This window comes from Runella rosea (genome assembly GCF_003325355.1).
Lineage (GTDB): Bacteria > Bacteroidota > Bacteroidia > Cytophagales > Spirosomataceae > Runella > Runella rosea.
In genome coordinates this window covers 465733-480468 of the sequence record NZ_CP030850.1, presented here as the reverse complement: position 1 = coordinate 480468, position 14736 = coordinate 465733, and the positions used below count along the sequence as shown (strand labels likewise).

At 45.4% G+C, this 14736-nt stretch carries 11 protein-coding genes; 5 read left to right on the top strand and 6 right to left on the bottom strand.

What is annotated here, in order from left to right; genetic code table 11:
* Nucleotides 1-31 precede the first annotated feature (31 nt).
* Complete coding sequence (locus DR864_RS02230) at nucleotides 32-2836, bottom strand: 3-coathanger stack domain-containing protein (RefSeq protein ID WP_114065413.1); 2805 nt, start codon at nucleotides 2834-2836, stop codon at nucleotides 32-34.
* A gap of 294 nt (nucleotides 2837-3130) precedes the next feature.
* A complete protein-coding gene (locus tag DR864_RS02225) occupies nucleotides 3131-3772 on the bottom strand; it encodes a response regulator transcription factor (protein WP_114065412.1) in 642 nt (213 codons plus the stop codon).
* A gap of 75 nt (nucleotides 3773-3847) precedes the next feature.
* On the opposite strand from DR864_RS02225, the gene DR864_RS02220 reads away from it, so the two are divergent.
* Nucleotides 3848-5737, top strand: a complete 1890-nt coding sequence (locus DR864_RS02220; RefSeq protein WP_114065411.1) for a tetratricopeptide repeat-containing sensor histidine kinase — start codon at nucleotides 3848-3850, stop codon at nucleotides 5735-5737.
* 42 nt (nucleotides 5738-5779) lie between these two features.
* Here DR864_RS02220 and DR864_RS29725 read toward each other — a convergent pair whose 3' ends face one another.
* Nucleotides 5780-5920 (bottom strand): hypothetical protein, encoded by a 141-nt coding sequence (locus DR864_RS29725; protein WP_162793516.1) that lies wholly within the window; start codon nucleotides 5918-5920, stop codon nucleotides 5780-5782.
* A gap of 213 nt (nucleotides 5921-6133) precedes the next feature.
* Here DR864_RS29725 and DR864_RS02210 point away from each other — a divergent pair, with 213 nt between their 5' ends.
* Genes DR864_RS02210 through DR864_RS02195 form a run of 4 tightly spaced genes read left to right on the top strand, consistent with a single transcriptional unit; the run spans nucleotide 6134 to nucleotide 9999 of the window.
* A complete protein-coding gene (locus tag DR864_RS02210) occupies nucleotides 6134-7813 on the top strand; it encodes a fatty acid--CoA ligase (RefSeq protein WP_114070119.1) in 1680 nt (559 codons plus the stop codon).
* A gap of 3 nt (nucleotides 7814-7816) precedes the next feature.
* Complete coding sequence (locus DR864_RS02205; protein WP_229599499.1) at nucleotides 7817-8236, top strand: four helix bundle protein; 420 nt, start codon at nucleotides 7817-7819, stop codon at nucleotides 8234-8236.
* Nucleotides 8214-9455: an NRAMP family divalent metal transporter gene (locus DR864_RS02200; RefSeq protein WP_114065409.1), complete on the top strand. Its 1242-nt coding sequence runs from the start codon at nucleotides 8214-8216 to the stop codon at nucleotides 9453-9455. Before DR864_RS02205 ends, DR864_RS02200 begins: the two co-directional genes overlap by 23 nt.
* Nucleotides 9456-9492: 37 nt before the next feature.
* Complete coding sequence (locus DR864_RS02195) at nucleotides 9493-9999, top strand: metallophosphoesterase family protein (RefSeq protein ID WP_114065408.1); 507 nt, start codon at nucleotides 9493-9495, stop codon at nucleotides 9997-9999.
* Nucleotides 10000-10051: 52 nt separating this feature from the next.
* On the opposite strand, the gene DR864_RS02190 is transcribed toward DR864_RS02195, so the two are convergent.
* The 3 genes from DR864_RS02190 to aspS all read right to left on the bottom strand — a co-directional run bounded on the left by DR864_RS02190 (nucleotide 10052) and on the right by aspS (nucleotide 14637).
* Entirely contained in the window at nucleotides 10052-11473 is a 1422-nt protein-coding gene (locus tag DR864_RS02190) for an AAA family ATPase (RefSeq protein ID WP_114065407.1), read from the bottom strand.
* Between the two features lie 43 nt (nucleotides 11474-11516).
* On the bottom strand, nucleotides 11517-12689 hold the full coding sequence (locus DR864_RS02185) for a hypothetical protein (protein ID WP_114065406.1): 1173 nt from the start codon (nucleotides 12687-12689) through the stop codon (nucleotides 11517-11519).
* Between the two features lie 190 nt (nucleotides 12690-12879).
* Nucleotides 12880-14637 (bottom strand): aspartate--tRNA ligase, encoded by a 1758-nt coding sequence (aspS, locus tag DR864_RS02180; RefSeq protein WP_114065405.1) that lies wholly within the window; start codon nucleotides 14635-14637, stop codon nucleotides 12880-12882.
* Nucleotides 14638-14736 lie beyond the last annotated feature (99 nt).

Sequence of the window (14736 nt, the reverse complement as noted above, 5' to 3'; positions counted from 1 at the left end):
ATCAAAAGGAATAAAGGTTTAAATCAGCATTTTACGTATCTCCCGGATTGATGGTATAAGAACAGGCAAACCCAATTTCGGCTTTAAATACCGCCCCCTGCTCCACTTTAAAGCCGGGTTTTAATTCAATAAAATCCTTTGCCTTAAATGCTGCGTTTGCCGTCCCCAAAACCCAATTGGTCGCCTGAATCGCTTTTCCAGTTTCGGGATTATTGATACGATTGAGGCTGATGTCATCGTTGGGATGGGTCAACGAGATAGTTTGAGGGTTGAGTTTACATTGGAGAAAAATAGAAAGAGTCATGTCGAAGTTGGTGCCGTTGTCGTACGAACCTGCAACATACACTCGGTCGTAATCTCCTAGCGCCATTGCACCGAAACGGTCTTCTTTGTATCCCAATTGGGGGAAAATATAAGAGCCATTGAATCCAAAATTAAGGTCAGTCGTTCCGTTGGCATTGACCCGCAGAAGGGTTTTACTCCAAGTATTGGGGGTCAACACGTTGCCTCCCGCTAAGATTTTACCACTCGCCAACACCTTGATTGCCAAAGCCCTGCTGTTGCCTGTATAGTTAGTAGAAGTATAGATACCATCATCAGAAAATGTATTGTCGAGGCTGCCGTCTACATTATAGCGAACAAGCACCATTACCCCCGTTGCCAGTGACATTTGACCTCCTACAATGAGTTTGCCATCGGGCTGAATGGCCGAACACCAACCCAGCGCCTGAATCATTCCAAAATCAGTTACTACTTTTCCATCGCCATCAAAGGTGTTATCCAAACTTCCATCGGCATTGAGCCGATAGGCTACAAGGTCTTTGTTAAGTTCGTAGCCGCTGATGATGATTTTGTTGTTGTAGATATTGACCGAATTGATTTCGTCAGCCCCGATGGTTCCTCCCAATTCTACCTTCCCGTCGGTATCGAATGAAACATCCAACGTGCCGTTGGGATGCAGCCTGGCCACCGTAGATTTATAAATCCCTATGCCACCGGTAGAAATACTGTAGCCCGCCAACACGATTTTTCCGTCCGGTTGCAGGGCCATTGCTTTGCAATAATCTAACCCGAAAATATTGATCAGTACTTTTCCATTGGTGCCGAAAGTATTGTCCATCGTACCGTCAGGCAACAATCTTATCACCGCAAAGTCACTGTCAGTGCCATTGTAAGCCTGCCCCGCCACCACGATTTTTTCATCAGGCTGAAGGGCGATGGCATTGGCGTATGCCTCATTGGGCAGGATGGCACTGCTAATTATGACCTTACCATCATCCGAGAATGTTTCGTCCAAAGCTCCACTCCTTTGATACCTCACAATGGCAAATTGTTTAGCGGAGCTTGAGGTGGTGTAGCCTGCCACTACAGTTTTTTCATCCTGCTGAACGACCATGCAGCGAGCTTGTTCTGCTTCATCACCAAAAGAAAGATACAACCTGTTTTCGAGGGTGTAAAAACGGTAAAAGCCATGCAAACGACAGATGCCAAAGTCTTCGTTGGTGCCATTATGAACCGACCCTGCCACGATGATTTTACCGTCATTTTGCAAAAGCATCGTATTCCCTTTGTCATGCTTCCCTTCTGTAAAAGGAATAGTGCGAATACCATCCCCCGAAAACAAGGTGTTTAATTCCCCATCGGATTGATACACCAGCACCACAAAGTCATCGTTGGCTGGCACGTTAATAATCTCACGCGTCCCATCCAATAGAATTACTTCGTAGCTATAGGCGGGTGTTCGGGTGGTGCCGCCTACTACAATGTCGCCGTTGGGTTGAATGGCTACCGCATTTCCTTCGTCGTTGCCGGTATTGACAGAGGTCGTTTTTTTGCCGTTGCCGTCGAAGCTTAAATCCAAACTGCCATCCACATGGTAGCGTACCAAAGCTACATTATCGGTTGTGCCGCCCCAAGTTTTACCTACCAAAACAATCTTCCCGTCTTTTTGAACAGCAACGTCGTGTGCATAGTCATCGTTAGCGCTGCCAATGTCTGTGACGGCCTTGCCGTCGGTATCGAAGGTATTATCCAAAGTACCGTTGGCATTTAAACGCATCACCCCAAAATCTCGGTCAGGAGCCATAAACTCCCACGTGTATCCTCCTACCACTATTTTGCCGTCAGGTTGCAGGGCTACTCCCCTGGCCACGCCTTGAAAAATGCCAAAAACCGTACCTGCACTGCCGAAGGCGGCATCTAATGTACCCGTACTCAAATAGCGCCGTACCACAAACTGACTGTTTTGGGAGCCGGCCACCACTATTTTTCCATCCGATTGGATGGCGACATCGTAATAAAAATCGTTCAAACTGGCATGGGTACGAATTGACCCCGTTCCGTTGAACGTGTTGTCTATGGTGCCGTTGGGGAGATACCTCAAAATGACAAAATCGTACAGTTTTGTGGGGTCAGATGTATCGTGTACCTGCCCTACAACCACTATTTTCCCGTCAGACTGGATGGCCAAGGCATTGGCCTGTGCCGTAAGCCCTGAATAACTGAAAACCACTTTTCCGTCGGTTGAAAAAGTATTGTCTAAAGTGCCGTTGGGCAGTAAACGTATGGTAGCGAGTCCACCGTTGCTGCTTCCAACGACTACTATTTTTCCGTCGGATTGCAGGGCTGAACCCAATGCAAATTCGATGCCGTTGCCGGCCCCCGGAAAGGTAATCGTGTTTTTTCCATTCGTAGAGAAATCTACGTCCAATGCGCCGTTCACCTGTGCCTGAACCGTTTGAAAGTAAAAGAAAAGCAGGCAAAGAGGAAGCAGTTGATGCTTAATTGTACGAAGGAGGAATTGCGGATAATGAGCAGGAGTGATAAAGGTTTTCATGGTAAAGTGGTTTTATGGGTACTTAAGATTGATGACATCTACCTACGCTTTATTTGCCCATTAAAAGGGCAATAGCGTTTTGAAAGCATGACGGTGAGCCATACATCAAATGTTTCAAATACGGTTAGGAATGCAAGTAAGTGACCGCAGAAAATGCCAGCTTTACAGGGTATTACGTGAAGGATTTGGTTAAGACAAAATTCGAAAAGTTTAGAATAGAGAAAAATAACTAACAATAGGTATTTTTATACCTATTTCTCGGTATTTAGAGTGGATTTTGTACACGAGGAATGGTTAAACCAGTTGGTGTTGTACTGCGTATTTAATCAAAGCAAACGACGAGTTAATGCCGAGTTTTCGGAAAATATTGCGACGATGGGTTTCTATGGTGAAGTAACTCAAATTAAGCTCTCGGGCCATTTCAATCCCAGTTTTTTCCTGGGCAATGAGTCGGATGATTTCAATTTCACGACGGGTGAGAGTTTCGTTATTAGGAAATAATTTTTCCTCCTTCGGCAATGACTGAGTCAGTACATCCATGACCGTTTCCGAAAAAAACGTATGCCCTTGTGCCAAGCTCACAATGGCACTTTGAAGTTCAATTTTGGTAACTTTTTTGGATAAGTACCCCTTTACACCAGCTTGAATAGCGGTTCGTATTCCTTCGGCATCTTCACGGGTTGTAAGCATGAGTACTTTCATGTGTGGATGGGTTCTACGCAGAGAAAGGGTCAATTGCACCCCGTCCATCTGAGGCATAAAGTAGTCACAGATGAGCACCTCAACCTCGCAAAAAGACATCTTACTGAGGGCTTCCTCTCCACCCAAAGCCGTTCCCACCAGCTCCACTCCCTCAATTGCTCCTAACAGCATGGTCATGCTTTCGATAAAAATGGTGTGATCGTCTACCAAAAATATTTTGATGGGGGAAGCCATGGTGTGTAAAAGTCACGATTTATGTTTTAATTAATAAAAAAACTATCTTGTTGACAATACATCAAGGGAATAAATATGCAATCATTTACCAAACGGTCGGTGGTACTGTCTATATTCATGCTGCTTTCTGCGGCTACTTACGGGCAGTATTTCAGGGTCAGTTATTCCGTTGATAGTCTCAAAAAAGTGTTATTAGCCGTTGAAAACAAATCCTCGCCCACCCAAAAAAAAGAAATACTTACGCTCAATTCCTTAATTGCTACTGCCCTCAACAAAGGCGCTCAATTTGACAGTAGTTTGAGTTTGTTGAGAAAGATTCTCCCTGAATTGCAGGCTCAAAATATGCTTAATGAGGTTGCCGAAGCTCATTTCCACATAGGATGGGCACTGCAAAAAAAAGAGTTGTACTTTGAGGCCGTTAAATCTTTTGAGGAGGCCATCATCGCAGCCCGAAAAGCTAAAAACGACAGTTTGCTTGCTATCAGTCATCACTGGGCGGGGATAAGCTATAGCGACCAAAAAGTCTACCCTAAAAGCCTTTGGCATTATAAAAAAGAACTCGAAATTTGTCAAAAAGCAAAACTTCAATTTCAGCAGGCCGATTGCATGAATTCCATTGGCCTACACTACTTTAGGTTTGAAAAAATAGATTCGGCGTTTTATTTTTTTGACGAATGCCGCAAAATTTCCGAAAAGAACCATTTTGATATACTCCTTCCAATTTCGTACAAAAATGTAGGGAGGTGTTACCTGGCTCTGGGCAACGAACCCAACGGTAAAGGCTTCATTCTCCATTCTGTTAAATTGTTCCTAAATCATAAACAGGAAAGCATTCAATGGTTAGCCATGTTTAGTTACGTAGAATTGGCCCGCTATTATGCCAAAAAGAGAAACTATCCACTCTCTAATCTTTACGCACTTAAAGGATTGAAAATCAACGAAAAGGCTAATTTTACAGATATGCAACAGGATTTTTCAATCCTGCTCTATCAAAATCATAAAGCCACAAAACAAACCTCAGAAGCCCTGCAATATTTAGAAATATACCAAAAAGCCTCCGAAAAAATTAACCAAAATTATTTAGCACAACAGCACGCGGCATTGGACGAACGGGTACAAAATGAGCAACAAAAAAATCAGATATACGTACTCAATCAAGAGAAAATAGCCAAACAACGGGAAAGAAACTGGTTGATGGGAGGACTAACGGTCGCGGGGGTACTCTTATTTGTCATTGGCAAACTCTACCAGGCAAATAGAAAACAAAAAAAAGTAATCCAAAAAGCCAATGAACAACTGGAAGAAAAAGTAAAACTGCGAACTGCTGAACTCCAAAGGGCATTGGACGAAATCAAACAAGCCATACTCAAAGGCCAAATATTGGAGCGAACCCGCGTAGCCGCCGAGCTGCACGACAACCTCGGGAGTTTGCTTTCAGCCATTAGCATCAGCATGGAAGTGGTCGACGTGGGTGAACTGTCTCCCCACGAGCAGCAAATTTTTGTGGGAATCCAACAACAAATAAACGCCGCTTACCACCATGTACGCTTGCTTGCCCACAACCTTCAGCCTGCTGAACTGGAGAAAGAGGGATTAAAAAAGGCTTTGGAAATTTTTGCGGCCAAGATTAACCAAGGCAAATACTTCTACTTGGCACTTGATACCGAAGCTCTCGTTCCTTTCTCTAAAGATTTGGAGTTTACCCTGTACTCAATTTGTTTAGAACTCATCAACAATACCCTTAAACATGCCCAAGCAACCCAGGTACGAATCGCTTTTGACCAGCAAACGGCTCATCACTGGCAGATGATTGTAGTCGACAATGGCAAAGGCATGATGCCCAATGCAAAAGAGGGTTTTGGTATCCAAAACATTAGAAACCGCCTTGAACAAATAGGAGCAACCCTCTACATTATTCAAGAAAAGGGGTTGACCTTTTTGATTGATTTCAAAACGGATGAATAAAACTGTTTGGCTCATTAAATATTTCCTTTTCTATTCTCATTTTCATCGGGCTATTTTCATTTCAGGGATAATCAGGTAGCCTTTAACCATAAAAATCGTGCATTCCTCATCATTTTTGAAATTTTGATTTGATGATTTAAAATTACGGATACCGATTTCATCCTGATTGTAAAAATGCGACATAAAATAATGCTCGTCGGCCACCCTATTAGTGCAGTGCCCCCCTTCAAACAAGCGTTGAATTACATCGCAAAAATGGCACCATGATACCCTCCAAACTTTCTCCCAATGTGGCGTTAAATCATTTTCAGCCGACGAAGTTAGTATGATTGGCTTTTTTGTGAGTATTTGGAGAAAAAACATAACTTTACTTTTTTTAAAAACTTCTATTACATCATGGCAAAAACCAAGTTGATTCCCCGTACTCCATCGGCCTACGACCCTCCTTTGTTAATCAAAACCCTCTTTGACCAAGCCGTTCGTTACAACCCCCAACGCGAAATCGTGTACCGAGATTTGTTCCGGATGAATTATACCACTTTTGACAAACGCGTGCGCCAGCTTGCCAATGTCCTCACCAATGCAGGCGTGGAAGCAGGTGATACTGTGGCCGTTATGGACTGGGACAGCCATCGGTATTTGGAGTGTTTTTTTTGTATTCCCTGCTTAGGGGCAGTTTTGCATACCATCAACGTACGGCTTTCCCCAGCGCAGATTCTGTACACAATGAACCATGCCGAAGACAAGGTGGTGATTGTTCATGAAGATTTTGTACCGATTCTGGAAGCTATCAAAGGACAGCTCACCACCGTTGAAAAATACATCATCATCAGCGACAAGGTATACACCAACCCTGATGCCGAATTAATCTCAACCACATTTTACTTAGAAGGCGAATACGAGCGGTTGGTCAACGACGCCAACGACCAATTTGAATTTTCTGATTTTGAGGAAGATTCTATTGCAACAACATTTTATACGACTGGCACTACTGGCAACCCAAAAGGCGTGTACTTCTCACATCGTCAATTGGTGATGCATACTTTTTGTTTGTTGGCCTATTTTCCAGGCTACCGGGCACTCCCATTGGACAATCGCGACGTGTATATGCCCATCACGCCGTTGTTTCACGTCCACGGCTGGGGCTTTCCGCTGTTGGCGACCATGCTCAATTTTAAACAAGTATACCCTGGTCGCTATGAGCCAGAAATGTTGCTGAAACTCTTGTTAAAAGAAAAAGTAACCTTCTCGCATTGTGTGCCAACCATCCTGAACATGCTGGTCAACAGCCCCGTAGCGAAACAGGTAGATTTAAGTAAATGGAACGTGCTGATAGGTGGCTCAGCCTTGACGCGCGGTTTGGCAAAGGCTGCTTTAGAGCTTGGCATCAACGTTACCCAAGGCTACGGAATGTCAGAAACGGCACCCATCATGTCGGTTGTTCACCTGAATGAAGAACAAGAAAAACTCCCTATCGAAGAGCAACTTGAGTTTAGAACCAAAGCGGGCAAAATTGCTCCGTTTGTAGAATTGAAACTCATGGACGAAGAGGGTAATTTTCTGCCCCACGACGGCGAAACCGTGGGTGAGCTGGTGGCGCGCGGCCCTTGGATGACGCAGGGATATTACAAAGAAAAAGAGGCTTCCGAACAACTGTGGGCGGGCGGATGGCTCCATACCGGCGACGTGGCCACCATCGGGCCTGATTATTACGTTACCATTGCCGACCGCGTCAAAGATGTCATTAAGACTGGTGGCGAGTGGGTTTCTTCGTTAGATATTGAGAATCTGCTTTCCCAGATAGAAGGCATTGCCGAATCGGCCGTGGTGGGATTCCCTGACGTAAAATGGGGCGAACGCCCGCACGCCATTCTGGTCGTTAAGCCAGATTATCAGGAAAAACTGACGCCCGAAAGCATCAAATCAACCTTACAAGCCAAAGTAGACTGCGGCGAAATTAACCGTTGGTACGTACCCGACCAAATCAAATTTGTCCCCGAAATCCCCAAAACATCCGTAGGGAAGATTGATAAAAAACGGATTCGCTCGGAGATGAAGGAGATGATTTTGGGGTAATTAGTGATTGGCGACTGGTGGTTGGTGGCTAGTAATATGAATTTAAATTCTATTGTAATGAAAGTAAAAAGCTATCGTGAGCTTCGTGTTTGGCAACAAAGCGTAGATTTTTGCGTAAAGGTGTATAAAGTAACCTCTATTTTCCCAAAAGAAGAGTTATATGGGCTAACCTCGCAAATTCGACGCGCCTCAGTTTCAATTCCTTCCAATATCGCAGAAGGGCAAGCGCGCAATACAACAGGCGAGTTTTCCCAATTTTTAGGTATTTCAAAAGGCTCTTTGGCCGAAGTCGATACACATTTAGAAATTGCAAAGCGATTGGGCTTTCTTTCAAGTGAAAGTTTTCAGTTATTCGAGAACGAAATCGAAACCATTGGAAAAATGCTAAACGCTTTACAAAATGCCCTCCCCAAAAAACAATAAACCGCACGACAAATCGTCACCAGTCACTAACCACCAATCACCAGTCACAAATCACCAACCATCCACCACCAATACCCTCCTCGGTGCCGCTTTTCTGATGGCTACTTCTGCCGTTGGGCCAGGCTTTTTGACGCAGACCACCGTTTTTACGCAGCAATTACTGGCCAATTTTGGCTTTGTCATTTTGTTATCAATACTTTTGGATTTGGGCGCTCAACTGAACATCTGGCGCATCATTGCCGTCACCGAAAAACGCGCCCAAGACATTGCCAATGATCTGTTTTTTGGTTTGGGCTACGTTCTTTCGGCCCTAATTGTCATCGGCGGTTTTGCCTTCAACATTGGTAACGTGGCCGGTGCGGGCCTTGGCATTGAAGTCATGAGTGGTTTGAACGTAAAAATTGGGGCTACAATTAGCGCTTTGATTGCCATCGGGCTTTTCTTACTGCCCGAAGCGGGAAAAGCAATGGACAATTTTGCCAAATGGCTAGGCTTACTGATGCTTTTGTTGATTGCCTACGTAGTTTTTTCGGCAAACCCTCCCATTGGCGAAGCCCTCGTCCGAACGGTTTTGCCACAACAATTTGACCCCATTGCCACCATTACCCTCGTGGGCGGCACGGTAGGAGGCTACATTACTTTTGCGGGTGGGCATCGACTTTTGGAAGCGGGAGTTAAAGGTGTTGATGCGCTTCCCTTGGTCAATCGCAGCGCTACCACGGGTATCTTGGTCACGTCATTTATTCGATATTTTTTGTTTTTAGCTACCTTGGGCGTGGTGGCAGCAGGACTTACGTTAAGCAAAGACAACCCTCCTGCTTCCGTCTTTCAGTTGGCTGCGGGACAAACGGGGTATCGTTTATTTGGAGTGCTGATGTGGAGCGCGGCCATTACGTCCGTCATCGGTTCGGCCTATACTTCGGTGTCGTTCTTGCGAACGTTCCATCCGAGCTTAGAAAAAAATCATCGCTATCTCACCATTGGTTTTATTTCTATTTCGACGATTCTATTTTTATGGATTGGCAAACCCGTACAAATTTTAGTGTTTGTGGGTACGCTGAATGGGTTCATCTTACCCATAGCCTTGGCGGTGATGCTCATTGCCGCGCGCAATAAGCGATTGATTGGTACGTATAAGCACCCTCTTTGGCTCCAAATGGCGGGTTGGCTGGTGGTGGCGATGATGAGCGGGATGGCTTTTTATACCCTTACAAAATAATATCTATCAACACAACCCTCGGAAATCTTTCCTAAACATGACCCGTATCGGCCTTTTATCTGACACTCATTCATACCTAGACGAAGCCATTTTTGATTATTTCAAAGACTGCGACGAAATTTGGCACGCTGGCGACGTAGGTACGGTTGAGATTTTGGAAAAACTGGAAAAATTTAAGCCCTTACGCGCCGTGTATGGCAACATCGACGCCAAAGAAATTCAATGGAAAGCCCCAGAGCATCAACGGTTTGAAATCGAAGGCTTCCGCATCTGGATGACCCACATCGGCGGCGCACCGCCCAATTATAACCCGCAAGTCAGGCCCGAATTAAAAAATAATACACCCGATATTTTCATCTGCGGCCACTCACATATCCTGCGCGTAATGCGCGACCCGAAACTTCAAAACATGCTCTACCTCAACCCCGGTGCGGCAGGAAATGAAGGCTTCCATAAGATTCGAACCATGCTTCGATTCACGCTTGATGACGGAAAAATCCATCAATTAGAGGCGATTGAGTTGGGGAAGCGGGGCAGGCTGTAAACAAGAAAAGGTCACGTTTCCGCAACCTTTTATTCTACTTGTTCGCTAAATATTACTCCTTCTCCCCATCCAAACCATCCGTAATCATCTTCCGAATCATTTGGTGTGGGCGCAGGCCGTTGGTGCGCTTGGTTCCGTTTCCATTGCCGTAATTCATACTTCTGTCGGCCGAAGATGAGGCTTTAACGGCCAAATTATGGGTATTGAGCATCGAGTTGCGGAATTGCGTAAACTCCTCTTCGTTCATCATTTCGCGGGCTATTTCTCCTTTGGCGTAGCCATCGTTGAAAGACGCAATGCGGCTGTCGGTTTGGGCCAAACGCGTTGATTCGATGAGCTGATCCAAATCATTACGCATTTTGGTACGCTCAGCGCGCAAATCATCCAAGGTCTGAAACTGTTGAAGCTCATGCTCCAAAATATCTTTTTGCGTGGTTTGCTCGGCCAACTCCCTGTCGGCTTCCTCCAACTGTTTGTTCAGTTTACGACGCCGACGGCTCAAACGCCACAGTCGCGGGTCGATTTGCAGCCAACGGTACCAAAAATTCTGCAACACAGGCAGCGCCATTCCGAGGGAAACCGCCCCCGCCAAAGCAAACAAAATACCACTCAAAACAAACGACGCCAACGCCCAAGGACTATTGACAAGGCCCAAATTGAGCTCATCAGAACGCAAAAGTTGTTGTTCAATTTTTTGTAATAAAACCTGTTGTTCCTGCGGTGTAATCGTACTATTGGGGTCAAGCGGCGTAGCGCCCAATTGAAGATTTTTAACCGATTTGTTGATGGCTTCTTTCATTTTATCGGTACGGTAGGCCTCGTATCGAAACCATCCTAAAATCCCCAGCGTGATAATGGCAAAACCCGCCAACCCAACTTTAAACCAAGCATAACGCGTACGTGCTTTTTGGGTATGCTCATCCACATACGGCTTCTCAATCAGGCGGTCGTAGGCGGGTTTGAGCAAAATAGAAATCATGGCCAAACCAATGGCAAACGCCCACGCCTCGTTGTTGTTGCGAATGTTGAGGGCATAGGCAACAATTTCGTGCGAAATAATAAGGTCACCAAACACAAACGCCGCCCCCGCAAAAAAGAAAAAGAAGCCTGCCAAGAGCGAATACTCCGATTGTGTTTGTTTACGCCGCGCCCGCAGGGCTTCGGTTTCGGCATCAACGGCATCCCGCTGCGTAGTCAGTTCGGTAACGCGCTTAGTGGCTTTGATGACCCGTTGTACAAACTCTTGCAAACGGTCGTAAGCAGTTTTACGCTTTACGGCCGTCTCCTCTATCTCTTTATCAACCCGTTGGATTTCATTTCGGCGGTCCTCAATCCGTTGGGCCAACCAATTATAATGTATCTGGCTTGATAGATAACTTTCGTATGGATTACGATTTTCCGAGCCTTCAATACCGCTGTGGTAGCCGTGTTGAAAATCGGGTTCGTCAGTATGGTCTTTTGTTGGTTCCTGCATGGCTTTCTTTTTTTAAATCTTACTACTCATTTATACCAAGTGCTCACTGCTGATTTTGGGCGGTTGATTGAATCGCCTTCATTTGTCGGTCTGTCAAGCGGTCGCGCAGTTGGCGGGCCAGGTAAAATTCACTTTCAAACAATTTGATGAGGGCATCACGTCGTGCATTGACCCGCGCAAGTTCGGCCTCCACCCTATTCAATTGCGGCACAATCTGCCATTTTTGAATGCGTAACTCATCAATTTCGGCGTTCAAGCGGTTGGTTTCCTCGTCCCAAGTCTCGGTTTTGCTCGTTTTTTCTTTTTTCATGTTAGCACCCGTCAGCCAAATCCGTAAATCATTGCGAAGTACGGTGATATTGCTCAACAGCAATTTGCCCGCAAAAAGGAACAGAAAAAATACAAAGACAAACAACGCCACCGCCCGCCAGACGGTCTGATTCTGCAATGCCTGTACAAACACAAACATGGCTGCTGCAAAAGGCATACCAACCTCCTCTAACAACCTGCGCCATGACACATTGCTCTCAGTATCGTGAAAAAGTGAAACGCGGCCAAATAAGTTAAACATCCCTGCCAAAAATACGCCAACGGCTATCCACTGACTATTGGGGTATAAAGGCCGCAATGTATCATCAATCAAAAAGAAATTCCCCACGCACATCGCCATCGAAAACACCAAGCCTACGATGGTGCGCGGCAACTGATGCTCACCTTCATTTTGGCGGGCATCCAGCTCGGCGGCTTTATCTTTCAATTCATTGATTCTGGTTTCTTTCTGTCCAATAAACAAATTTAATTCCTGAATTTTCTCCCCATAACGCTCCACATCTAACTCTAAATCAGCGGTTTGATGCACAAAATAACTGCGAATAATGGCTACTTTCTCTTCGGGCTTTGACTCCGAAAGCCCAAAAATGACGCCTTCATCCCGTAGCAAAGTTTCATCTTCCAACCACGACGGTAATTCAATGGGGATTGTAGTTTGCGTGGATTGAGGCGGCGTTAAATCCCACGTATGGGTTGGTGCGGGAGTCTCTTCGGTCATGACACGCGTCTGCGGAACAATTTCGGGCAAGGTAGGCGTAAAAACCTCGGCCGTTACCTTCTTGGTTTCAGCTTGTGGCGGCTCCAACTCCGCAAAAGACACCAATTCGGGGTCTTTTCTGAAGTTATCGGGGCTAAAATAGGCTTTGATTCGATCAAAGAGGCTCATAGTAGGTGCAATTGGGCTGTTAAAACGAACGTTTTATAAACTTGAAGTTCAACAATATTATTGTACTTCTCCCCAAAAATGGGACGAAAGGTGCAATTTATGACGCAGACTAGCATTTTTAATTTTTAAATAAAAAAACTCCACACCAAAAATGTGGAGTTTTTTCTACAATCTTATAAAACTCAAAAAATTACGCTTTCGTCGCAATTTTCAATTCATCCAATTGCTTTTGGTCAATGGTCGAGGGAGAATCAATCATGACATCACGGCCTGAATTGTTTTTGGGGAACGCGATGAAATCTCGAATGGAATCCACCCCACCAAAAATAGAACACAGGCGGTCAAATCCAAAGGCGATTCCGGCGTGTGGCGGTGCTCCAAATTCAAATGCTTCCATTAAGAACCCGAATTGAGCTTTGGCTTCTTCGGGGGTAAAGCCCAAAATCTCAAACATCTGCATCTGCAACGGCCGCTGGAAAATCCGTACGGAGCCACCTCCTACTTCGGTTCCGTTGATGACCATATCGTAGGCATTGGCCCGCACCGCGCCCAAATCCGTCGTCAACAAAGGAATATCTTCGGGCTTAGGACTGGTAAACGGATGGTGCATGGCAAACCAACGGTTTTCTTCTTCGCCATATTCCAACAACGGAAAATCAACCACCCACAACACTTTATAATCGTCGGGATTGCGCAACCCTAAACGGCTGCCCATTTCCAAACGAAGTTCATTGAGTTGCTTACGGGTTTTGTTGGCTTCTCCCGCCATAATGAGCATTAAATCACCCGGCTCCGCGCCAAATGCTTCCGCCCACTGTTTCAAATCTTCTTCACTGTAAAACTTATCAACCGACGATTTAATGGTTCCGTCGGCATTATAACGCGCATAAATCAGTCCTTTTGCGCCAATTTGCGGGCGTTTTACCCATTCGGTGAGTTCGTCCATTTGCTTGCGCGTGTATTCTGCACAGCCTTTGGCACAAACTCCCACCACTAATTCGGCAGAGTCAAACAAACCGAAATTTTTACCTGAAACGAAGTCATTATCACCTTTCAACTCCACAAACTCCATCCCAAAACGAATGTCGGGTTTGTCTGAGCCGTATTTTTTCATGGCCGTGGCGTAGGTCATGCGCGGTACTTCAGGCAAATCCAGTCCTTTCACGGCTTTGAATAAATGACGAATCAGCCCTTCAAACATTTGTAAAATGTCTTCCTGCGTCACAAACGACATTTCACAGTCAATCTGCGTAAACTCAGGCTGACGGTCGGCGCGTAAATCTTCGTCGCGGAAACACTTTACAATCTGATAATAGCGGTCAAATCCCGATACCATCAACAATTGTTTAAACGTCTGCGGTGACTGCGGCAAGGCATAAAACTCACCCGGATTCATGCGGCTAGGTACGACAAAGTCTCGCGCCCCTTCTGGGGTTGATTTGATTAAAACGGGCGTTTCTACCTCAATAAAATTCTGGGCGTCCATAAAAAGACGCGTTTGTTGGGCTACTTTATGGCGCAGTTCTAGGTTTTTACGCACTATGTCACGACGTAAATCTAGGTAGCGGTATTTCAGGCGAAGTTCATCTCCGCCGTCGGTTTTGTCTTCAATCTGGAAAGGTGGCAGCTTGGCTGAGTTTAAGACCGTCAAGCCCGTCAATTTGATTTCAATATCACCCGTGGCCATTTTATCATTTTTGGCAAAGCGCTCAGTGACCACACCCGTAGCCTGAACCACAAACTCACGGCCTAAATTTCGGGCCTGAGCAATGATTTCGGGGGCGGTTTTACCTTCTTCGAGCATTAGCTGGGTGATACCATAGCGGTCGCGCAGGTCAATCCAAATCATACCGCCTTTATCGCGAGTACGTTGTACCCAACCGCTGAGGATTACTTCTTTACTGACATCTGAAATACGGAGTTCTCCGCAAGTGTGCGTTCTAAGCATACAAAAGTATATTTCTTAATTTCTTTAAAAAGTGCCGCAAAAGTACGGAATAAATGGGAGTTCGTTATAAATAGTACAATGCATACCTCAATTTTTTAC